Origin of the sequence: Shewanella fidelis ATCC BAA-318 (assembly GCF_000518605.1) — a bacterium.
Classification (GTDB): domain Bacteria; phylum Pseudomonadota; class Gammaproteobacteria; order Enterobacterales; family Shewanellaceae; genus Shewanella; species Shewanella fidelis.
The window spans coordinates 87,974-109,138 of sequence record NZ_JADX01000014.1 but is presented as its reverse complement, the minus strand read 5'-3'; the positions used below and the strand labels follow the sequence as shown (position 1 = coordinate 109,138).

21 protein-coding genes are annotated in these 21,165 nt (G+C 42.1%); 9 read left to right on the top strand and 12 right to left on the bottom strand.

Annotated features, from left to right (window positions below):
• Positions 1-3: 3 nt before the first annotated feature.
• Entirely contained in the window at positions 4-537 is a 534-nt protein-coding gene (locus L884_RS0107670) for a GDYXXLXY domain-containing protein (protein WP_169731782.1), read from the top strand.
• Positions 538-562: 25 nt separating this feature from the next.
• On the opposite strand, the gene L884_RS0107665 is transcribed toward L884_RS0107670, so the two are convergent.
• From L884_RS0107665 to L884_RS0107630, 8 genes are all read right to left on the bottom strand, one after another.
• On the bottom strand, positions 563-967 hold the full coding sequence (locus tag L884_RS0107665; protein WP_028766945.1) for an MAPEG family protein: 405 nt from the start codon (positions 965-967) through the stop codon (positions 563-565).
• 119 nt (positions 968-1,086) lie between these two features.
• The gene (locus tag L884_RS0107660) at positions 1,087-1,530 is read right to left on the bottom strand and encodes a hypothetical protein (protein WP_245603085.1); all 444 of its coding nucleotides are present in this window, start codon (positions 1,528-1,530) and stop codon (positions 1,087-1,089) included.
• 95 nt (positions 1,531-1,625) lie between these two features.
• On the bottom strand, positions 1,626-2,012 hold the full coding sequence (locus tag L884_RS0107655; protein WP_028766943.1) for a hypothetical protein: 387 nt from the start codon (positions 2,010-2,012) through the stop codon (positions 1,626-1,628).
• Positions 2,012-2,236, bottom strand: coding sequence for a membrane protein insertion efficiency factor YidD (gene yidD, locus L884_RS0107650; protein ID WP_028766942.1), 225 nt, complete (start codon positions 2,234-2,236; stop codon positions 2,012-2,014). Before yidD ends, L884_RS0107655 begins: the two co-directional genes overlap by 1 nt.
• A gap of 2 nt (positions 2,237-2,238) precedes the next feature.
• Complete coding sequence (locus L884_RS0107645) at positions 2,239-2,454, bottom strand: DUF4177 domain-containing protein (RefSeq protein ID WP_028766941.1); 216 nt, start codon at positions 2,452-2,454, stop codon at positions 2,239-2,241.
• A gap of 173 nt (positions 2,455-2,627) precedes the next feature.
• The gene (locus L884_RS0107640; RefSeq protein ID WP_028766940.1) at positions 2,628-2,948 is read right to left on the bottom strand and encodes a YdbL family probable chaperone protein; all 321 of its coding nucleotides are present in this window, start codon (positions 2,946-2,948) and stop codon (positions 2,628-2,630) included.
• A 25-nt stretch (positions 2,949-2,973) separates the two neighbouring features.
• Entirely contained in the window at positions 2,974-3,174 is a 201-nt protein-coding gene (locus tag L884_RS0107635) for a YnbE family lipoprotein (RefSeq protein WP_028766939.1), read from the bottom strand.
• Between the two features lie 94 nt (positions 3,175-3,268).
• On the bottom strand, positions 3,269-6,487 hold the full coding sequence (locus L884_RS0107630) for an intermembrane phospholipid transport YdbH family protein (protein WP_028766938.1): 3,219 nt from the start codon (positions 6,485-6,487) through the stop codon (positions 3,269-3,271).
• Positions 6,488-6,855: 368 nt separating this feature from the next.
• Between L884_RS0107630 and L884_RS0107625 the strand changes: the two genes are divergently transcribed.
• Entirely contained in the window at positions 6,856-7,191 is a 336-nt protein-coding gene (locus L884_RS0107625) for a hypothetical protein (RefSeq protein WP_156925669.1), read from the top strand.
• Positions 7,192-7,316: 125 nt separating this feature from the next.
• Here the strand turns inward: L884_RS0107625 and L884_RS0107620 are convergent, their stop codons facing one another.
• Positions 7,317-8,162, bottom strand: a complete 846-nt coding sequence (locus tag L884_RS0107620; RefSeq protein ID WP_028766936.1) for a D-hexose-6-phosphate mutarotase — start codon at positions 8,160-8,162, stop codon at positions 7,317-7,319.
• Positions 8,163-8,546: 384 nt separating this feature from the next.
• Here L884_RS0107620 and L884_RS0107615 point away from each other — a divergent pair, with 384 nt between their 5' ends.
• Together L884_RS0107615 and yjjG are read left to right on the top strand one after the other, a co-directional pair.
• Entirely contained in the window at positions 8,547-10,337 is a 1,791-nt protein-coding gene (locus L884_RS0107615) for an acyl-CoA dehydrogenase C-terminal domain-containing protein (RefSeq protein ID WP_028766935.1), read from the top strand.
• Positions 10,338-10,700: 363 nt separating this feature from the next.
• Entirely contained in the window at positions 10,701-11,375 is a 675-nt protein-coding gene (yjjG, locus tag L884_RS0107610) for a pyrimidine 5'-nucleotidase (protein WP_028766934.1), read from the top strand.
• 14 nt (positions 11,376-11,389) lie between these two features.
• Here the strand turns inward: yjjG and L884_RS0107605 are convergent, their stop codons facing one another.
• Entirely contained in the window at positions 11,390-12,007 is a 618-nt protein-coding gene (locus L884_RS0107605; protein ID WP_028766933.1) for a DUF938 domain-containing protein, read from the bottom strand.
• Between the two features lie 139 nt (positions 12,008-12,146).
• On the opposite strand from L884_RS0107605, the gene L884_RS23395 reads away from it, so the two are divergent.
• Together L884_RS23395 and L884_RS0107595 are read left to right on the top strand one after the other, a co-directional pair.
• Positions 12,147-12,269, top strand: a complete 123-nt coding sequence (locus tag L884_RS23395; RefSeq protein ID WP_281171837.1) for a hypothetical protein — start codon at positions 12,147-12,149, stop codon at positions 12,267-12,269.
• 287 nt (positions 12,270-12,556) lie between these two features.
• Positions 12,557-12,739, top strand: coding sequence for a hypothetical protein (locus L884_RS0107595; RefSeq protein ID WP_028766932.1), 183 nt, complete (start codon positions 12,557-12,559; stop codon positions 12,737-12,739).
• Between the two features lie 62 nt (positions 12,740-12,801).
• Here L884_RS0107595 and L884_RS0107590 read toward each other — a convergent pair whose 3' ends face one another.
• Complete coding sequence (locus tag L884_RS0107590) at positions 12,802-14,979, bottom strand: M3 family metallopeptidase (protein WP_028766931.1); 2,178 nt, start codon at positions 14,977-14,979, stop codon at positions 12,802-12,804.
• A 212-nt stretch (positions 14,980-15,191) separates the two neighbouring features.
• Between L884_RS0107590 and L884_RS0107585 the strand changes: the two genes are divergently transcribed.
• From L884_RS0107585 to L884_RS0107575, 3 genes are all read left to right on the top strand, one after another.
• Complete coding sequence (locus L884_RS0107585) at positions 15,192-16,715, top strand: dipeptidase (protein WP_051435569.1); 1,524 nt, start codon at positions 15,192-15,194, stop codon at positions 16,713-16,715.
• Between the two features lie 205 nt (positions 16,716-16,920).
• The gene (locus L884_RS0107580) at positions 16,921-18,495 is read left to right on the top strand and encodes a methyl-accepting chemotaxis protein (RefSeq protein WP_051435568.1); all 1,575 of its coding nucleotides are present in this window, start codon (positions 16,921-16,923) and stop codon (positions 18,493-18,495) included.
• 654 nt (positions 18,496-19,149) lie between these two features.
• Complete coding sequence (locus L884_RS0107575; protein ID WP_028766928.1) at positions 19,150-20,118, top strand: dihydrodipicolinate synthase family protein; 969 nt, start codon at positions 19,150-19,152, stop codon at positions 20,116-20,118.
• Between the two features lie 69 nt (positions 20,119-20,187).
• Here L884_RS0107575 and rihA read toward each other — a convergent pair whose 3' ends face one another.
• The gene (gene rihA / locus L884_RS0107570) at positions 20,188-21,144 is read right to left on the bottom strand and encodes a pyrimidine-specific ribonucleoside hydrolase RihA (protein ID WP_028766927.1); all 957 of its coding nucleotides are present in this window, start codon (positions 21,142-21,144) and stop codon (positions 20,188-20,190) included.
• Positions 21,145-21,165 lie beyond the last annotated feature (21 nt).

Sequence of the window (21,165 nt, the reverse complement as noted above, 5' to 3'; positions counted from 1 at the left end):
AGTATGACCAAGCGCAATATTAAAAACAGTAAGCTAACCGTTATGTGGCCAATTTACCTTGTTGTCGCCACAGTGTTAGTTCTGCTGGTGTTGGTTAATTGGGATATTTTTCAGAAAGAGCAGCATTTAGCCAATGGCAAGGTTGTGCGGTTAACCTTGGCTCCGATAGACCCGCGGTCGTTAATGCAAGGGGACTATATGGTGCTGAACTACGCAATAGCCGCTGATATTTCAAAGCTAATGCAAAGCAATAATAAGGCGGGTTTTATAAAGGTAAGCCTTGATAATAATCAAGTGGCGAGCTTAGTTGCAGTTGATGATAAACCTGCTTCAAATACCTCAATTGATAATAATGAATTCATTAAGATCCAGTACCGACTGCGTAATAACAGGATAAAGTTTGCCAGCAATGCATTTTTCTTCGAAGAGGGGCAGGCTGAACGTTTTGAATGGGCTAAATACGGCGAGTTTAGGGTTAATGAGCAAGGTGAATTATTACTCGACGCCTTGCTCGATAGAGATTTTAATAAGCTTTAATCTATCACTTGTTTAAGGGCCTGTTTTAGCTGTAACTCATTAAACCTGCAATAAACATCAGCAGTAATGCAATTAAACTCACAGCAAAAGCAATACTGCGCATTAGTTTTATATTGAAATAGTAAAATAGCATATGGCTGGCTCGGCCGATAAAATACGCCATTGCTGCATTATTTAACCAAGTTGGATTGGCATTAGAGAGTATGGCGAATGTCACCAGTAATAATAAAATACCAACGCTTTCATTACTATTAGCCAGTGTTCGATTTGCTCTAAACAGCAGTTGCTGATGATCTTGCGCAATGGCAAACCCTGGAGTGTGCTTAGCTTTAATCCCTAATATATCAACGATAACCAGTTGCAACCAAAATAAAATTCCGCTTAACCCGAGTACTAATACGGTAATTTTGTAGGGCTCGATAAACTCCATGTAACATTATCCTTCTATTGTTATGTTTTGTGTTTTTGCAGCTCTTGGTTGACGTAGTCTTTGTTAGTCATTCAACATATTCTAATGTAACGCAAAAGTGAACGGGTTCATGCTGCTTATCAACTATTTACTTCACGCATTAATTGATAGGTGCCTAGTGCGTAGCAGCTGCCGATTATTAGGCAAATTAGCGAGGATATAATCATAAAATCCATGTTACTTGCTAGTTCTGCCATATAAGGTGAGTCTGCCAGTATAACAACAGGAATAGCTAATAAGCCTCGGGCTAGAAATATTAAGCTTATGATAGTTAATACAGATTTGGTAAAGGGCAGTTTGGCAATGAGTTTTGCGCCAGAGAATGCATATAAACTCCATAAAGCCAGAATACAAGCGATGACGAATGTTACCATTGCAGGGTAAGATGAACCTTGTTCTTGCATTGTCGCCATTTGTTCGCCTGCGCCAAAGAAACGATACCAGTTGCCACCTCCAACTATAATCATCAGGTGAGTGACTGAGGCTAATGCGGTGCATGTCCCTGCGACGGTAAGTAATTTCACGGTTCTCTCCTTTGAACTGATTTGAGCGATGTTTCATGTTAATGCTAGAAAGTTAAGCTGCTCTCTAACGAATTGAACTTACGCATTAATGATTGCTATGACATTATCTTTTTTAATAATTCAGATGAAACCTGATAGTTATATTGCCGCGCGATTTTTTGTGAGAAAAATAGTTGTGGTAATTCGAAAATGGCAATGGCAATCAGTAAATACCCTGCATAGTAGAAACCCAGACATAGGCCGATAATTGCTATGATTAAACAGCTGAGCTCAATGGCGAATAAACGATATTTTTTTAAGTAGAGATGATGAAAACCGCCTAAAAATAACCAGTTTAGAGAGGCATAAGTATCAGGATCTTTAAGCTGAGCCGCTTGCTGTCGGTAATAGTTTTTTCTCTGTTCAGTGGTTAAGGCGTTGACTCGGCTTCGCAATTGCTCTTCTTGGTCTTCTAATTCATCCCATGGCTGTAAGTACTGCACTAAGGCACCTCGTCAAATATTTTGTGGCAAAGATCAGGCTGATTACAGCGCTTAATACGCGATAATCCAAGTTGCCAGCCCTTAAGCGCACCATATTTTATAATGCACTGCTTGGTATATTCTGAGCAGGTAGGCTCGAAATTACACTCAATATTTAATAGCTTCTTTGAACCACCACTAGCTTGGTAGCGGTGGATCAGTTTGAGGGATATTTGCTTAAACAAACTTATCGCCCAAGGGTCAGTATGACAGCTTCGCGTTTCCAAAATAGCATGAAGCGCTTTTGCTCTAATACTTGGAAAACAACCTGCCAACCGTCTTGAGCGTACTTATTCATTTCGGCTTCGATTTTTTGGATTGGTAGGCCGCTAGCACCAAGAAAAATCGTGCCACAGCCACCTTCAACAATATGAACAACTTTGTATTCTGTATATTTTGTCATTATTAATCAACTAGATAAGAAAATGGCGATAATAGCTGAGTCTAGCTAGGGTTTCAATAGCTGGGTAGGACTGTGGTGATAGCGAAACCGTGAGTCATGTTGGCAGTCCAAATCGATACAGCTGCCAACATGACTAAAATGGAGCGTGAGTGTTAAAAGCAGATAAAATCGGCTTACTTTTTAACCCAGTTGCCCGATCTGTTTTGAATATAGTGGCCTTTCTTGGTCGCTTGGATCGCTTTTTCGGCTGCGAGTTTCGCGACGTCGCTGACAGAGATCTGATTCTTGTTGGCGATCTTTTCATAATGGGATTTGCGTTTGGCATTGACCGAGCTTACCACTGCTTTGGCTTCAGCAGAGTTTTTAACGACACCAAGGTAACCATTAATTTGCTCGCCAACTAAGCCCTGTGCTTTGGCGTCCTGTAAAGATATCGCAAAGGCATTAAAGCTAAGTAATAGGCTGGCAATAAGCACAACTAGTTTTGACTTCATGGGGGGTCTCCTATTATTCCTTTGCTTAAAAGAGTTCGTCATCGGCCAACAGTTGATCGAGTTCTTTGTCGACTTTGATTTTTATTTCATGCTCAATTTTAACATTGAGGTTGATGACTATCGGCTTGTCTGGTGGCTCAATTTTAACCGTTGGACTGCAACCCACCAACGCATAGAGCGCTAACATGACACTGAGTAGTGTTTTAGGACGATGCAATGTTTTCATTGGCTTATCCTTTCCTTATTTGACTGAACCATATTGGTATCCGTTAATTTATAAAGAGATAAAAGGGCTAATACAAGCCGTTATTGGTTTTTAATTAGTTTATTGCGCGTTCGATTTGATTTTGTAAATTATCGCCGATTTGTAAGCTTCTCAGTAACTGTAACATGTTCTCTTCTTGAGAATAGTTAAAGTGGATAGGGCGTTCAATGCCGCGACTTTTTCCCTTTACGTTGACCTTAAGTATGGCATCTCCAAGGGGATCCATATCAAAGGTGCTCGACAGTTGTGAATAGTTAAGGTGTTCCAGTGCAGAAAAAGCGAACTCTAAATAGGGTTGGCTTTGACGCATTTGCTCAACAGCAGGGTTATTACCGATAGCAATTAAGCCTCCTGGGGCGCGAGCTGCTAGTTGACCGCCGCTAACACTGGCCTTGCCATTTTCTATACGTACAGGCAAAACCCCATCAAAAATACCACTTGCTGCAATACCAACTTGTGGTTGGATTGCAAGTAGTTGATCGAGATCGATCTGTTGTAGTACAAAATATGCGGAGGAGGGTTGTTTCAGATTTAACTGAAACTGAGGGATCAATAATTGACCTCCTAGTAAATCTCCTTTTGCTGTTAATGCTACAGATGCCTGTTTCACACCAAGTAAATGTTTAGCTAAAGCCAGGTTATTACTGTTTTTCGATGGCTCATTATTTGACTCGCTTTCTAATTCAGCCGCATATGAGCCACTTTCAAACTTTACAGCTGCTACAGCACCAATATCTGTGATTAACACGCCAGGGTTAAATGCTTGCAGTGATAGATTAATATTGTCGCAGTTAAAAACACTTTTACGTTGTTTGTGGTGATCTTGCTGCCAGTTAAATTGGCATTGAGTGCTCATGTTACCGCCTTCAAACGGCAGGTTATTTACACTTCCGCTGATCTCTTGCACCTGCGGCGCTAAACTTGCGTTAAATGCGAGATTTTGGCTTTGTTGTAATTGATAGTGCAAAGCAACCTCTGCGTTACCATCGATCTCAAGAGCATCAGGTAAACTATCTGTTTGGCTTAAGAAAGCCAAGATAGGTGCAAACTCGCTATTAAATTGCCAGTCACCGTTAAGGCTGAAATGTTTTAAGTTACTAGGCTGGAGGGCGAGGCCATGTTGGCTAGTTAAGCTTAAATCGTTGATTTGCCATAGTTCATCAGTATGAATTTGTTGTTGGTCCAAACGCAAGCTTTGTGAGAGCTTAATTGAGTTAAATTCAGCGAGCTTTTGTTTTGAATGGCGTCTCTTAGCAAATTGTTTATTTTGGTTACTTTTGGTTTCGGGGCGGTTGTAGCCAGCTTTATCGAGCTTAATATCTGCTACGTCGATACTTAATTGGTTGCTCAGCTTATGTGAGAGTAACTGTTGTGCAAGCGATATACGCGCTTGAGTGTGTTGCTGTTTAGCTTTCTGAATAGGGTTTGACGTAATGTCGCTGCTTGCTGAGTTAAATGCTAGCTGCATCAGTTTGTGTAGCTCAAGTTTCGCGTTGGCGATACTCAGTTCATATTGTTGCTCAAGCTCATTGTGGGTTAGCAATTTAGCATTTAGGTCAGTTAACTTATAACTTAATTTAGGTAAAGTCAGTGTACTGTGATTAATAGTTTCAGCTTTATCAGCTAGTTTTAATTGATAGTTAATCGCTGAATTGAGAGTTAATTGAGTCTGGGCAATGTGTAGCTTGGTTTTTATTGCGTCTTCTGGTTCATTTTGTGTTCGCTTACCTTGAGTGGTTAACTGTGTGAGTAAGATCCCTTTTGTTATTTGCTCTGCACCTTTAGCAAGGCTAATCGTGAACTGAGGAGCCGTCGCTGATTGGTTAAACGCCAAACTGCCGCCAAGGCTAACGGTCGAGTTATCAAAACTGATTTGGTAGGGGAGTTGCTTAAGCGTTGGCCACAAATTGTTGAGGATTAATGTTTGCTCATGGTTTGCGCTAAATAGCCAATCAGCATCGAGTTGGAAACTTGATTCTGTGTTGTTTGCTGCCAAAGTTATCGCTTCTAAGGCCATTTCTGCTTGAAGTTTACTGTGTTTAAGGCTGAGCGATAGCGACGGTGCCATTAGCGTATTTTCTGCAAAGCGATAAGTTAAACCTTTAGATAAACTGAGCACAAATTCTGGATGCATTGTTTGGCGAGCTAGCTCTGTTTTGCTAGTTAAACGCAACTGTTGATACAACTGGCTGAACCCTTGGGCAAGTGGCTTGTCATTGAGTTTTTTGAGGAGCTTTTGTAGCTGAGCATCACTCTCAACCGATAGCGGCAGCGTAAAAGCAGACAAAGTGAGTGTGGGTTCAGTAATATGGCCTGATATATCGATGCTTATATCTGTGTGCTTATTTTCTTTGTCAGGATCAAGACTTATTGGTTTTAGCACAGCGTGTGCAAAATTTTCCAATACTATACTGGTTTGGCTAAAATTGTGCTGTGAGCTAATTTGCGCTGTTTTTAGATCCAAGCTTAATGTCGAATTGAGAATGGCATTAATCTGAATATGTTTGTTATCTATTGCTTCAGCAAGCTGATATAGCGGTGCTAGTAGGCTTTGGCCTGAAGCCGCTACAGCGCTATTGTTGTGTAATAGCACCTGCTCATTTGCTGCAAGTTGTCGAATAAAAGAGTGTAATAAGCCGATATCTAAGCTGCTGTGTGTACGCCACTTAGTGTCACTTAGCTCTGCTGCTAATGTCAGTAGCGGCTTCTGATTAACATTAATCTGGCTATTAAGTTGGCCAAATTTATTTAAACTGAGGTTTTGTAGATCCACTGTCAGTCTATCAGGCTCAACGCCTTTAAGGGTAATACGGGTGTGATTAAGCTTAAGCTCGGGCAGAGAATCAAAATCAAGACCAACAGCAGGCCCCGTAGCATTAGACGATGACTCTGAAAGCCATAACGCATCAGGTGCCAGCTCAACCTCGACATTATCAACAGATAAAGCCTTTACATCGCTGACCTTCATCATCCAAGGTTTTGTGTCTTTGGCAAAGCTTAAATCGACATTTGTTAGGGTGATGTCAGTGTCATCAACCTTGAGTTTTATGTTTGAAATATGCCATTGATTTAAGCTTTTGGGCCGAAAAGCGAGCTGTGAGACTTGCGTGTTATAGTTAGCTAAATAGTGGTTAGCAAGGTCAAGAGCGATCTTTTGGTAGAACTTCAGCGTTATCCCCAACACGATAGCAATCATTAATCCACAGCTAACCAAAGCGATGATTAGGTATCGACTCGCTTGTTGCCGCCAAGATTTTTGTTTCGCCTGTTGCACTGGCAAGATCCCATCTGTTGTTTGCTAAAACTTAGCTTTGTTGCTGTATGCCATTGAAGTGGAAATTTGTAACTGGCTGCTCCTGAGTATAGTCACTTGATTCTAACACCTTAAATCAGCAACAAAACACATTAATTTACGGGTTTTGCTTTGTTTGTGATGACTGAGAGTCGCTGACGATAGCTGATAAAATGTGATGTAGTTCGAATAAAAGGACGCAGATTGCAAGTTTGACTGATACAAGTTGAACCATTTGTTACTGATTTGCTCAACAAAGAGCGTGACGGATCCGTTTCGTTGTTCTTTTGGCTAAAAAACTTTGTAGGTTACAGATTTAGTCAGCAGTATTGACAAATATGAGGTTAACTTTGAGAAATCTTGCGTGGTTGTTAATTTTTGTTCCTGCTGTTTGCAGCTGCTTATTGGTGTTAATGGCAATTTTTCATTATTTGCATGTGATAGAGAGTGCAGACTTGCTAGTCAATATGATGTTTGCATTGTTAGGGTTAAATTTAGTGGCGGGTGTAGCCATAGCAATAAGAACTTCAGGAAATTTGCCTTACCTTTTATTTGGTAATCTATTGTTCTTTATTATTTTTGTATTTTCTATCGCGACTGTGAATACTCATAATTGTGAGCATCATAGTGATACAACACCTCAATTTAGCGGTCCAATGCTAGGAGAGCAGTTGGATATCAATTGACTTGGTGAGCCATCAATATGAGTGGAAAAGAGGGGCAAATTAACTTAAATGGTCAGCAGTGAACAAATGACACTGCTGACCAAGTTAACATTATCAGTTATCTACTGATTAAGCTCACTAGGAGCTTACTTCCAACGAATGTGGGTTGTTAAAGTGTGGCTTTCGTTTGGCGCTAAAACAACGTTATCTTCAAGTACATTTGCAGCTTCTAAGCAAACCATAGTGAGATAATCATCGCTGTTAAATCGTGACAAACGAGTTGATTTGTCAATCCAAGGATTCCAAAGTACAGCGCTACTGCTATGTTCGCGCTTAACCTCAATGATGCCATTGGGTGTATGCAACTGTTGAACTTCTGCTAACTCGGTATATACACGGTCAGTTTCTTTGATGAAATCAACGTCATCTTGCTGTTGTGGGAAAGGTCCCTCACCAAACTCAATATATTTAGCTCCGCTAAAGCCTGTAGCCTTTAATTGATGGATATCTTCAATAGGGAAATAGGTATGTAATGCTTGAGTGAGGCTTACTTCATAATCGCTGTGATTGGTATTAACTAGGCTGACGCTTAAGGTATCGCTTAGTGTCATTAACACTGCGACTTCAGTATCGTGGGGCCAGTACTGTTTATCTTCTTCGCTAATGTTAAGGCTAAACTTTAGATCAACAACTTGATCGTGCATTTTCACTGATTCTAGTGACCAAATACGAGTACGGGCAAAACCATGTTGAGGAAAGTCTGGATTGTCGGACATACCAAACCAAGGCCAACAGACCGGGATCCCGCCTCGAATTCCGTTTCCAGGTTGATAATCATCTGCACTTGAAACCCACAGTAGTGGCTTTTGACCTACAGGTTCAAAATAATCAATTTGTGCACCTTGAAGAAAAATTCGAGCTTTACACAAAGGGGTATTTACATCGACGTAGTCTAATCCATTTTCGTGTTTTTTGGTTGTGACCGAACCCATGAGGTGTTGTCCTTTCAAAGCGTTATCATCATTTAGTTCGCTTAGCTTACCCCGTTTTTTTAAGCGCGATAAGCATTCTTTTACACGTATTTGCGGTAATGCTGTTCTGTTGAGCAAACAAAAGCTAATTAGCAAGATAAAACGAGCTTAATGCTGCCAACTGAGTGATTTAGCGTCTAATTACGCGACTGAATAATTGGCTGAGATCCGTTTTCGGGGGAAGTGAGTGAGCTCTGCATTCGTGGCGGTGGCTGCGAGTTCGCGGGAACACTCATTAACGAGACAAAAAGTAGCTGTGTTTTTGTACAAATTTGGTTATGTTGGTTAAAAGCTGGTCAGAGCACCGACCATTAATTATAAGAAACGATAAAAAAGGGATGTTTTATGCCTATCTACCAAGCGCCAATGCAAGACTATCAGTTTATTTTGCAAGAGTTACTGAATATTTATCAAAAGCCCGAACTGCAAGGGTTTGAAGAGATTGACCCTGAGTTAATTGATGCCGTACTTCAAGGTGTAGCTGATTTTAGCACTGAGATTATGTTACCAATAAATGGTAGTGGCGATGTTGAGGGCTGCCGATTAGAAAATGGTCAGGTTGTTACGCCGCAAGGCTTTAAAGATGCTTATCAACAGTACATTGATAACGGTTGGCCAACTCTCACCTGTGATCCTGAGTATGGGGGGCAAGGACTTCCTGAAGTTGTTGGCGTGTTTGCGACTGAGATGAAGACTGCAACCAATATGGCTTTTGCTATGTATCCAGGCTTAACTCATGGTGCTTACGCTGCTATTCATGCTCATGGTAATGATGCGCTAAAAGCGAAATATTTAGAAAAGTTAGTTAGTGGTGAGTGGACTGGCACCATGAACCTTACAGAGTCTCATGCAGGAACGGATTTGGCGCTATTGCGGACAAAAGCCACTCCTGTTGCTGATGATAAGTATGCGATTAGTGGTGAGAAGATTTTTATCTCCTCTGGTGATCATAATCTTACCGACAATATTGTTCATTTGGTGCTAGCAAGGCTTCCAGATGCGCCAAAAGGGGTGAAAGGGATCTCTCTGTTTGTGGTGCCTAAATTGCTCATCAATGACGACGGTACCTTAGGCGAGCCAAATAATGTCAGTGCCGCAAGTCTTGAGCATAAGATGGGGATCCACGGTAATTCAACATGTGTGATGAACTTTGATGCAGCTATCGGTGAGCTGGTGGGGGAACCTCACCAAGGCTTACGCGCGATGTTTACCATGATGAATCAAGCAAGGTTAGGTGTTGGTTTACAAGGCTTAGGCGTGTCTGAGATTGCTTATCAAAATGCGTTAGCTTATGCCAAAGATCGTGTGCAGGGGCGGGCATTAAGTGGCGTAAAACAGCCAGAGCAAGCGGCTGACTCCATATTAGTCCATGGTGATGTGCGACGAATGTTGTTATCGCAAAAAGCATTTAATCAAGGTTGCCGTGCATTAATGGGCCAGCAAGCTTTGTGGCTTGATGAGGCTGAGCGACATAGTGACCCTTTACAAGCGAAATCCGCCGCGCAATTAGCTGCCTTATTTACACCTGTTGTAAAAGGTTTTGTTACAGAGCTCGGTTTTAAAGCTTGCGTAGATGCGCAACAAGTCTTCGGTGGTCACGGTTATATTCATGAGTGGGGCATGGAGCAGTTTGTGCGTGATAGTCGAATCGCGATGATTTATGAAGGAACCAATGGCGTACAAGCTTTAGATCTTGTTGGGCGAAAACTACTGGCAGATAAAGGCGAAACCCTTAAGCTATGGTCTGAATTAGTTAAAAATTTGATCGCAGCTAATAGTCAGCAAACTGCCATGAAACCTTACATTACAGGTTTAATGAGTGCCGCTGCTGATCTGGAAAAAGCAACCAACTATATCGTGACTCAGGCAGCGAGAAATCCTGATGTGATTGGCGCAGCTTCTATGGCTTATTTGCAAATTTCGGGGATCACTGCGCTAGCTTGGATGTGGACTCGAATGGCGGAAAAAGCGCTACAGCGCTTAGATGAAGGCGCTAAAAATAGTGCTTTTTACCATGATAAACTGGCAACGGCTAAGTTTTTTATGGGTTATTGGGCGGTGCAAACAACAAGCTTAGTTAAGCAAATAGAGCTAGCCAGCGAAGATATTATTGAGTTTGCTGATAGCGCTTTTTAGTCATTCAGCGGGTTGTAATAGAACCACAGTATAATTAAGTGTCGAAATCTAGCTGCAACAGTTACTGTAAATAAACGGCCAATATAGCGTCTAGCGTAAATTTGATTACGATAGGCGCTTTTTATTGCCTTGATAAATGGGTTAGACAAGGAGGGGACAACTGAGCTAACCTTGGCGCACCCTATGCCAATCAGTATTAGAGCTTGCTCTAATCAGAGCTTTTCACTCGGTGCCTCTAAACCACTATATTTTCGCAGTGCGGGTTAATGTTTTTGTTGATTGGTATTATGTATCGCTCTTTCACTTAGGGCGGTATTTACAAAAATAAACAGCGATTGCTGTATTCATTTAATTAGGATAGACATGCAGTATAAATGGGTACTTTTTGACGCTGATGAGACCTTGTTTCATTTTGATGCTTTTCAAGGCTTACAGCTGATGTTTTCTCGATTTGATGTTGATTTTACCCTGCAAGATTTTGCTCACTACCAAGCGGTTAATCAACCGCTTTGGGTTGACTATCAAGATGGAAAGTTGACCGCGCAAGAACTACAAAATATTCGTTTTACCGAATGGGCAGACAAACTAACAGTTTCAACTCAAACGCTTAATAGCGGCTTTTTAAGCGCTATGGCGGACATTTGTCAACTGCTCCCCGGGGCACAAGAACTGATTGATTCGCTAACAGGGCGAGTGAATATGGGGATCATTACCAACGGCTTTACAGAGTTGCAAAACGTGCGTTTGGAAAAAGTGGGCTTAGCCAACCGGTTTTCGCCGTTAGTGATCTCAGAAGAGGTGGGAATTGCCAAGCCCGATGTCGGAATTTTTAATCATGCGTTATCTATGATGGGTGATCCTGAGAGAAGCTCGGTATTAATGGTGGGAGATAACCCGCATTCGGATATCTTAGGCGGCATTAATGCCGGTATTCATACCTGCTGGCTTAATAGTCATGGTGCTGAAAAGCCCCATGACATTACGCCAGATTACCAAGTGAGTAGCCTGTGTGAGTTACGCCAGATATTAGCGGCTTAAATGTGAACTGCGGTTTATATTTCACGCTGCTTTTCAAAGTGAAGTAAACGGTTATTGGCAGGCATAGGGTGATCTGTGATCAACACTATGCCCTGCTGATTGGCTAAATCAATAATCCACTCTATATCGCGAATAGCGCTTTGATTATTTTGCTCATATAACCATAAATCGAAGTTACGATTGCTATCGCTGGTGTATTGGCCATTATAGTTAAACGGACCATAGATACACAGTTGCCCGTGTAGCGCCAAATGCTCGCCGATTCCTTTAAAAAAGTCCTCAACCATAGCTTTAGACATAATGTGTAAGGTATTTGCACTAAAGATGCCGTCAATAATCGGTTTTCCGAGCGCTTTAACCGGCCATGGTTGGCTAACATCGAGGGTAAGCGGTGGACGTAAGTTTGGGCTTGGCTCTTCGGCTAGCCAAGCATTGATACCCGCATGGTAAGCGCTTTGATCAGTGGTTTGCCAAATTAAATGGGGCATCAATTTGGCAAAATGCACCGCATGTTGGCCGGTGCCACTGCCTATTTCTATGACTTGGGTAGCTTGACTAAAACAAGGCTCTATCACTGCCGCAATGGCTGATTTATTATTTTCACAAGATTGAGAATAGGGAAGAGTGCTCACATTCATGACTTTTTTATCTGATGGTAACTATTGTTTTACCGCGTCTGAAACTGAAATTCAATCATTATGAATGGCTACTCGTTTGTGTGAGCAGCACATACTGATAAGCTAAGGCGATAATAAAAACAGAGGGCTATGAATGACTAAAACAGAAAAGAAAATTGATAAATTAATTTGTAGCGCGTTAACCATTGTATGTGAGCGAGCAAAACTGCAGGATAGCGGTTTTAGTTGGTTAACCCACCAGGTCGATTTTGCATAAGTATCTAGTAGCCTAGTTATCCGGTTTATGTTTGACTCTCCTGCAGCCTTGAATCGTGCCCTTGTCGATAGACATAAGCTCATAAAACTAACTGAGCAAGTATTAAATCAGCATGATATTAAACTGGCACAACCCAATAAGCAGTGCCGTTTCGAAGTGGAATAGAATGGTTGTAGATAATGGCTTTGAAACATTTGCACACCAAATTGAATACCTATAGTTAACTTTAACTAGTCTACAATAGTGCTATTGTCCTCAAAGCATTATTGACAAGGAATGGCTTAACGATGGAACCTAATAGGACTTCAGTTAAAGAGATTGAGCTAGACGCCGAGCTTGCTGAACTCGTTTCAGAGCTAAACCGAAAGCGGCTCAAGTTATTTATGTTTGTAATTGGTATTTTGGCGGGGTTGACAGCAGGGTTTTACGGCGCGCGTTGGCTTTATCAGTTGTTAATTCCAGCAGCTTAGTCATTTTCTTATAAAAAAGGTACGTCATTGACGTACCTTTTTTGCTAAATCGTGCTGATAGCTTACTTAGCTAATAGCCCACGACTGCGAAGCAATGGGTCTATGCCTGCTTCTTTACCACGGAATTGCTTGTAAAGCAGCATAGGATCTTCACTGCCACCTTGAGATAGGATGTTATCTCTAAACGCATCAGCGGTCGCTTTATCGAAAATTCCATTTTCTTTAAAGGCTTCAAAGGCATCAGCGCCTAAAATATCAGACCAGATGTAGCTGTAATAACCCGCTGAGTATCCACCAGCAAAAATATGCGAGAAGTAGGTACTACGGTAGCGCGGTGCAATTTCAGCAATTAATCCCATCTTGTTTAGAGACTCGGCTTCAAATTTTGCCGCATCTTTTGGCATAAAGTCAGTCACAGTGTGCCAGTCTAAATCAAGCTTTGTTGCTGCCATGTACTCAACAGTTGCGAAGCCTTGGTTGAACTTGCTTGCTGCTTGGATCTTTTCAACTAGCTCTTGTGGGATCACTTCGCCTGTTTTGTAATGTTTAGCAAACTGGGCCAGTACTTCAGGCTGAGTCATCCAGTTTTCCATTACTTGTGATGGGAACTCTACATAATCACGTGGTACCGACGTACCGGCTTGTGAGCGATATTGAACATCTGAAAGCATGCCATGTAGTGCGTGACCAAATTCATGGAATAGCGTGCTTGCTTCATCAAAGGTTAGCAGTGCTGGCTCATCGCCGGCTGGACGAGGGTAGTTAAGCACGTTAACAATAATTGGTTTAGATTCTACACCGTTCATGTTGTACTGCTGACGGTAAGAGTTCATCCATGCCCCACCACGCTTGCTGTCACGCACAAAATAATCGCCCATAAAGATAGCCATTAGCTCGCCGTCTTTGTCATACACTTCCCAAGTACGTACTTCATCATTGTATTTAGGTAGATCGGTACGCTCTTTTAATGTAATGCCGAATAAACGGTTTGCGGTGTAGAACACACCTTGCAAAGTGTTTTCAAGCGAGAAGTATGGGCGAGTTTGTTGTTCATTGAAGCTGTATTTTGCTACACGGATTTTATCTGAGTAGTACCACCAGTCCCAACCAGCTAGCTTAAAATCACCGCCTTCTGCGTCGATAAGGGCTTGCATGTCAGCAACTTCTGCTTCTGCTTGTGCTAATGCGGCAGGCCAGATTTTGTTTAGTAAGGTATAAACATTTTCAGGCGTTTTAGCTGTTCGCTCTTCTAGAACAAAATGAGCATGGGTTTTGTAACCCATTAACTGCGCGCGTTCAGCACGCAGCGCGGCCATTTTGGCTAGGATCTTTTTGTTGTCGTTAGCGTTATCATTATTGCCACGCTCGATATAACCTTTATATAGTTTCTCACGTAGTTCGCGGTTATCTGCGTAGGTTAAGAAAGGCGTAATCGATGGGCGAGAAGTGGTAAATACCCATTTGCCGTCATGGCCGCGTTTTGTTGCTGTTTGTGCAGCAGTTGCGATAACGTCATCTGGCAAGCCAGATAGGTCTGCTGGGTTATCAATAACTAGCTCAAACGCATTGGTTTCAGCTAATAGGTTGTCGCCAAATTCTAGGCTTAATTTACCTATCTGCTCATTTAGCGCACGCAGCTTAGTTTTATCTGCGTCATTTAGGTTTGCGCCACCACGAGTAAATGATTTATATGTATCTTCAAGTAATTTTGCTTGAGCCACATTAAGATTCAGTGAATCACGCTGCTGGTAAACGGCTTTAACTTTTTGAAATAAAGCATCGTTTAATAGCACATCATCACTGGCAGCTGACAACATAGGTGAAACTTGCTTTGAAATTGCTTGAAGTTGCTCGTTAGTGTCAGCACCAGTTAGGTTATAAAAAACACTGGCTACTTTAGTCGTTAGTTCGCCAGAGAACTCCATCGCTTCGATAGTGTTGGCAAATGTTGGTGCAGCAGGGTTATCGATAATTGCTTGTATTTCAGCCTTATGCTGGGCAATACCAGCTTTAAAAGCAGGTAGGTAGTGCTCTGGTTTGATTTTATCGAAATCAGGGATCCCGAGGTAAGTATCGTATGGCTTGAAAAATGGGTTGCTTGCGTTGTTTTCAATAATTTGAGCTGCAACGACGTTTGGTGCTTCTTGGGTCGTTGTCGTAGTGTTCGACGCGCTACATGCCGTTAGTGCTAATGCTAGCGCAACTGCAGACACAACTGGTTTGAGGGTTAATCCCTTCATATTTATATCCCCGACTTTAACTTGTTTTAAAAATCGCCTTTTAAATTACGTAGACGTTAACTTCTTTAAATATCACGGTTAAAGGTGTGAGATCTATTGTAAATACGCAAACTTTGTAACAAAGCGTTCAATTAGCTATTTTTTGCACGTTTTCTAGCGTTATTTATGGCAAACTGCCGTTTTAAAACATAATAATAACAATTGGAAAAGCCATGACATTATCTCGCATATTGCGCACTTCTTGTGTTGTTACAACTCTGCTAGCAAGTTCTTTTATTAGCCAAGCCAATGAGGTTTCTCTTCGCTCAGATCAGGTTGCTAATTATGCAGTAGATACATACTCAGCAGCTATGGTCGATAATTTAGCCAAGTTGGTGGCTTTTAATACGGAAGCCATTGATGGATTAACCCCTGACACAAACCCGCAGTTTATTGGCTTTAAAAACCAGCTCAAACGTTTAAGCCAGGAGCTAGGTTTAGATTTTGTTGATCATGGCTACGTATTATTAATCAGTCTTGGTGACAGTGAAGATAAACTTGGAGTGATTACACACGGTGACGTGCAACCAGCAGATCCAAAATTTTGGCAGAAAAGTCCCTATGAGCTTGATAGTGTATCTGAGCCGGGAAAACTTATTGGTCGTGGCACGGAAGATGATAAAGGCGCTATCGTCACAGCGATGTTTGCTATGAAAGCCATAAAAGATCAACAAATAGCGCTCGATAAGCGTATCGAGTTAATGGTTTATATGGCAGAGGAGTCGGACTGGCAGCCACTTAGAGAGTTCTTAAAAGAGTTTACTCCTGCCGATATCAATATCACGATTGATGCAGAATATCCTGTGGTTACTGCCGAAAAGGGTTGGAGCCAGATAGCGTTCACTTTAGCTAAGGATCCCGTAAATAGTGCGGGTAACTCACCGCAACTTATCGATTTCCAAGGTGGTTCATTCGCAAGCCAAGTACCACAAGAGGCGAGTGCTGTTATTAATCATGTTAATAATGACCTGTTAACTGCTTTGAAAGCAAAGGCTGCAACGCAAACTCAAATGGCTTATCAATTTGAGCAGAGCGCTGAAAAGCTAACAATCTACGCTAATGGTAAGTCTGCTCACTCTTCTACACCGGAAGATGGTGTCAATGCCGTAACGCATTTAGCTGAGCTGTTATCTATCCATAAGTGGCCACAATCAACCGCCGCATCAGCGCAGCAATTTATTGCTGATATGGTGGGATTAGGGCTGTATGCAGAGCAATTTGGAGATATTGCCTATAAAGACGATTTTATGGGGCATATGACCCTTGCGGCAACGATAGTTAAACAAGGTGAGCAGGGGACAGATATCACCCTAAACCTCAGACGCCCTAAAGGCAAAGATAAAGAGCTACTTGAACAGCAAGCTCAAGCAGCAATTAAACAGTGGCAAGCAACAAACCAAGTCAATATTAGTAACCTAAAAACGTATTGGGGCGAGCCTATGGTTATGGAAGATGCACCGCACTTAGCAACGCTGCTAGATGTATTTGAGCATTACACCGGAATTGAAAACCCACAACCGGTTGCAATTGGCGGTTCGACCAATAGTAAGTTATTCCCTAATGCGCTTAGTTTTGGCCCCGCAATGCCGGGCGTTGAGTATACCGGACACAGCGAGTATGAATTTATTACTTATAAGCAATTTATGCTTAATTTGAAAATGTATACTGCCGCTTTTATCGAATTAGCAGCTAAGTAATCAATTAAAAACAAGTCTCTATCATGTTTGGTCATAACATCTGCTGGCGGTGTGTTTTACATTTTTGATTAAGCTGTTGCCGTAGTGTGATCTAAGCCGGTATTTACTCGATATTAGGCATTGATTTCGTGATAGTTATCAATGCCTTGACATGACGGATTTGTCAGAATAACCGCTGATTTTCATCAGCGGGAACGCAACTTCTATGCGCAATAACCAACCTGTAACTCAAATCGAGAAAACCTTAACCGGCAACTGTATATTACTGTCAACGACGGATTTAAACGGTAACATTAAATACGCCAATGAAGGGTTTATTAATATTAGTGGTTATAGTTTTGGTGAGCTGCAAAACCAACCTCATAACCTAGTGCGCCACCCAGATATGCCTGAAGCCGCTTTTGGCTCACTTTGGGATAGGGTAAAACAGGGGAAACCTTGGGTTGGTATCGTTAAAAACCGCACTAAATCCGGCGACCATTATTGGGTTAACGCTTATATTGCACCTGTATATGAAAATGGCAAAATTCACGAATACCAATCGGTAAGGCGCAAAGCAACGCCTGAACAAATTGAGCGGGCGCAAACCATTTACAAAGCGGTAAATGAAGGCAAACAGCCACGAGCACTCAAAAAGCCAATCTTGGGCTTTAGCGCTAAATTGTACGCTTGGACGCTGGGATCTGTTTTGGCTACGGTAATGCTAGCCCAATATTCACCAATATTAGCAGCAGTAGTGATGTGTGCAGCTGCGGGTTTAGGCTTAAACATATTACTTAAGCCATTCACTAAGTTAGTGGCACAAGCTCAGGCTGTTGTTAGCGATCCATTAGCGACAGGCGTGTTTACTGGCCGTCAAGATGAGATTGGCAAGGTGAGTTTTGCGTTGCAATTCTTATTAACTGAAACAGGCGGTGTGGTTGGGCGTATGGCGGATTCTGCGGGTTCTATTGAAATGTTAAGTGCCAGCTTAAATGACACAATTGCCAACACCCGCCAGCGTGCAGATAGCCAAAGCCAGCAAACGAGCCAAGCTGCGACAGCGATGGAAGAGATGAGCGCAAGCTTTAGCGAAGTGAGTCAGAATATTCACAGTGCGGCGCAAGAAATGTCAGCCAGTAATGTCTCTGCACAACAAGGTCATGACTTGCTTGAACGTGTTATAGACTCAATTAACCAATTAAAAGATGAAGTGGGTAATTTTGCTAGTGTAGTGGCATCGATTGAGCAAGATAGCCAAGATATTAATAAAGTATTAGAAGTGATCCGCGGCATTGCTGAGCAAACAAATTTGTTGGCTTTAAATGCGGCAATTGAAGCTGCAAGGGCTGGTGAATCTGGCCGCGGTTTTGCAGTTGTCGCAGATGAAGTTCGTCAACTCTCCAGCCGAACCAGCGAATCGACATCGCACATTGAAGCGATAGTCAGCAAGTTCCGTGATAGTACTGCGATGGCGACCAAAGCGATGGAAGCCGGGCAACATAAAGCCGCGCTGTCTGTTGATTTAGCCAAGCAAGTAGATGAGTCTTTTGAAGCGCTGCGGGCATCGATTGTCAAAATGAATGTCATGAGTGACGAAAACGCATGTGCAATGACGCAACAAACAACGGTTGCAACTGAAATTAGCCAATCCATTCAAGTGATAAGTGAGTTATCGCTTGAGAGTTTAGAGCAAACTAGAAATGCGGCTGAACGTGGTGAGCAAGTTTTACGACTATCAGCTAAGACAAATCATTTATCACAGCAGTTCTGGGAGCAGAGCGTACAAAGAAAGATCTAGTTAAATAGGATTTTGAAGTTGGCTACAAGCGCCAATAAGCTTTCTTTTACAGCCCTAATAAAGTGATTATCCTCTTAAAGTGCGACCGTTTGTTTAGAATACACAGTTAATAACTAATCAGACGGACGTGCTGCTTTAGCAATAAACATGTCATTAGAGTCAGAGTTATTTTGATCAGGTTTGCTAATGACTGCTATTGAAGGATAGTCGCTACAAGGTTTTATGATCGTTTATCTTGAGCGTCGTTACTCAGATAAGCTGCTTCACTTTGACAGAGTCAATTCCTCCATACTTACATCATGATTAGCACTAATTAGTGCTATCGTGAGACATGCTGCATCTATTTTAGCATTTGGTTGTATATATATTTTGCTAATCTAAAACCGTACCGATAGCTGTACAAGTTAACAGCGCAATGACTATTGCTAACGCTTCTGCTCGTTGGTTATTGTTATGCTGGAACGATAATAGATATATAAGCCAAGTGATCCTACTCGTAACGTGCATGAGCACTGCAAATAGTTGATGTTCAACAAGGGGTAGTTTTCAATAAGCCTCTCGCTTGATGAAGCGAATTCAACTTATCTATTTTACTTGGTATATTTTATACGATATATTCAAACTGTTAATTATTTTTGAATAAAAGGTAGTGCAATGGAAACAAGTAGTACAGATTGGCGATATACGGTGATGCCGGCGGTGTTTACATGGTTAAAAGAGTCTGCATCCGGTGCCCTCGAAATTGATCTCGTTGCGACACAAAAATACGCTGCAGATATTTTAAGAGTTCAAGGTAAAGGTGGAACTCGAATGGGCGGCCTTGTTGGCTCCGGTACTCTAGGGGAAAACAGCTACCTGAGTTCTGAGCAGCGCCTTTCATTACTTAAGGCATTGTCTGAAGTCGCTAAGGAATTTAACGTTCCATTGATCAGCGGCGCTGCTGCTGAGACTAAAGAAGAGCTTGCTAAAATAGTTAAAGAGTTAGCCACCGTTGGCGTTGATACTGTCATGGTTATGCCACCAAAAACCAAGCAAGCGCCTTCAGATGAAGAAATGTATGCTTACTATGCGCTCTCTGCTGCAGCAGCAAGTGAGGCGGGCGTCACTATCATGCCTTATAACAATCCTGATGCAGCTGGTTATCACGCACTTTCAACAGATCTGCTTAGAAAATTAGCAGCACTTCCAGAAGTCACTGCACTTAAAATATCAACTACAGATGTGTCAGTTATTGAAACCTTGATGTTAGAAAACCAAGAATCAAAGATCTTGGCTGGTGTAGATACGGTAACTGTACATGCAGGTCTTGCTGGTGCATGTGGTGGCATCACAGGTGTTGGTTGTATATTCCCGAAAGCTAGCGTAACCATGCAAGAATACGTTAATAATGGCGACTGGGCAGAAGCTAATAAAATTTCTCAAGCAATGAACTCAATCTCATACCTTGATGCTCAACCATTGCTGCTAGAATACCTTAAGTTTGCTTTTGGTATTCACCACAATGATGAAGCCGGTGGATTGCGTACACTTGGCAAGCAATTAAATCAGCAACAAATTGATGATGTTCGCGCAAGATATATATTGGCAAAGCAAAGGCTTGAAGCCTTGGGTTTAGCAGAGTAACCCAGTTTTAAATGTCATAAAAAAGCTCCGTTTTACGGAGCTTTTTCGTACTAAGCGATAGCGCTACTGCTAGTTGTAGGCTTCTAAGCACTCAACAATTAAGTCAACGAAACCTTGTCTATCAAGTTTGCATAACACTTGGGTGTTGTGCGGATTGTTGGTTAATTGGTAACGGTCAACTACCGTCATGCCTTGAGTATACTCGCCCTTAGTTTCTACGCCGACCCAGCAATCATAAGAGCTGAATAGTTCTGGCTTTAGTAACCAAGCTATGGTGCATGGATCGTGCAGTGGTGCACCTTCAAAGCCCCATTTTGGATCTCTATGGTAGATCATAAAGAAGTCCAATAATTCGGCAACGCACTTAGCTACTGGGTTTGGAATAACTCGAATACGTTCAATATCTTCATCCATTATTTGGGCTTGATGGGTAATATCAAGACCACACATGGTGATTGGGATCCCCGATTTATAAACAATATCAGCGGCCTCTGGGTCGACAAAAATATTGAATTCTGCAGCGGGAGTCCAGTTACCTGCTTCGGCTGCACCGCCCATTAGTACAATGCGCTCAACTTTGCAGTGAAGTTCTGGGTAGGTCGATAGAAATAGTGCAATGTTCGTCAGTGGACCAGATGGCACCAAAGTTACCGGCTCATCACTTTCACGCACTTTTTGAGCCATTAATTCAATACCTGATATAGCTAATGGTTCAAAAGCTGGATCGGGCAGTTTCGGGCCATCTAAGCCGCTTTCACCGTGTACGTTGTCAGCAATAATCAATTCACGTGCGAGTGGTTTAGGTGCACCGGCTGCAACGGGGATGTCATGGCGCTCCAACAAGGTTAAAATTCGTAGCGCATTGTTTAGGGTTTTATCTGGGGTTTGGTTGCCGGCGCTAGTCGTGACAGCCAATGGCTTTAGTGCTTTGCTACTCATGGCTAAAATCAATGAAATAGCGTCATCATGACCTGGATCGCAATCAAGAATAATCGGTTTAGCTGTTGTAAGTGTTGTAGGGCTCATTGTTTCTCCGCATAGTCGCGT

What these genes read in the sequence shown, in the direction of transcription:
- L884_RS0107635 (WP_028766939.1), bottom strand. Translation starts at nt 3,174, where the DNA reads ATGAAAACATTGCATCGTCCTAAAACACTACTCAGTGTCATGTTAGCG.
- L884_RS0107645 (WP_028766941.1), bottom strand. Translation starts at nt 2,454, where the DNA reads ATGACAAAATATACAGAATACAAAGTTGTTCATATTGTTGAAGGTGGC.
- L884_RS0107590 (WP_028766931.1), bottom strand. Translation starts at nt 14,979, where the DNA reads ATGAAGGGATTAACCCTCAAACCAGTTGTGTCTGCAGTTGCGCTAGCA.
- L884_RS0107595 (WP_028766932.1), top strand. Translation starts at nt 12,557, where the DNA reads ATGGAACCTAATAGGACTTCAGTTAAAGAGATTGAGCTAGACGCCGAG.
- L884_RS23395 (WP_281171837.1), top strand. Translation starts at nt 12,147, where the DNA reads ATGACTAAAACAGAAAAGAAAATTGATAAATTAATTTGTAGCGCGTTA.
- L884_RS0107575 (WP_028766928.1), top strand. Translation starts at nt 19,150, where the DNA reads ATGGAAACAAGTAGTACAGATTGGCGATATACGGTGATGCCGGCGGTG.
- rihA (WP_028766927.1), bottom strand. Translation starts at nt 21,144, where the DNA reads ATGAGCCCTACAACACTTACAACAGCTAAACCGATTATTCTTGATTGC.
- L884_RS0107640 (WP_028766940.1), bottom strand. Translation starts at nt 2,948, where the DNA reads ATGAAGTCAAAACTAGTTGTGCTTATTGCCAGCCTATTACTTAGCTTT.
- L884_RS0107615 (WP_028766935.1), top strand. Translation starts at nt 8,547, where the DNA reads ATGCCTATCTACCAAGCGCCAATGCAAGACTATCAGTTTATTTTGCAA.
- L884_RS0107620 (WP_028766936.1), bottom strand. Translation starts at nt 8,162, where the DNA reads ATGGGTTCGGTCACAACCAAAAAACACGAAAATGGATTAGACTACGTC.
- L884_RS0107580 (WP_051435568.1), top strand. Translation starts at nt 16,921, where the DNA reads ATGCGCAATAACCAACCTGTAACTCAAATCGAGAAAACCTTAACCGGC.
- yjjG (WP_028766934.1), top strand. Translation starts at nt 10,701, where the DNA reads ATGCAGTATAAATGGGTACTTTTTGACGCTGATGAGACCTTGTTTCAT.
- L884_RS0107670 (WP_169731782.1), top strand. Translation starts at nt 4, where the DNA reads ATGACCAAGCGCAATATTAAAAACAGTAAGCTAACCGTTATGTGGCCA.
- L884_RS0107665 (WP_028766945.1), bottom strand. Translation starts at nt 967, where the DNA reads ATGGAGTTTATCGAGCCCTACAAAATTACCGTATTAGTACTCGGGTTA.
- L884_RS0107585 (WP_051435569.1), top strand. Translation starts at nt 15,192, where the DNA reads ATGACATTATCTCGCATATTGCGCACTTCTTGTGTTGTTACAACTCTG.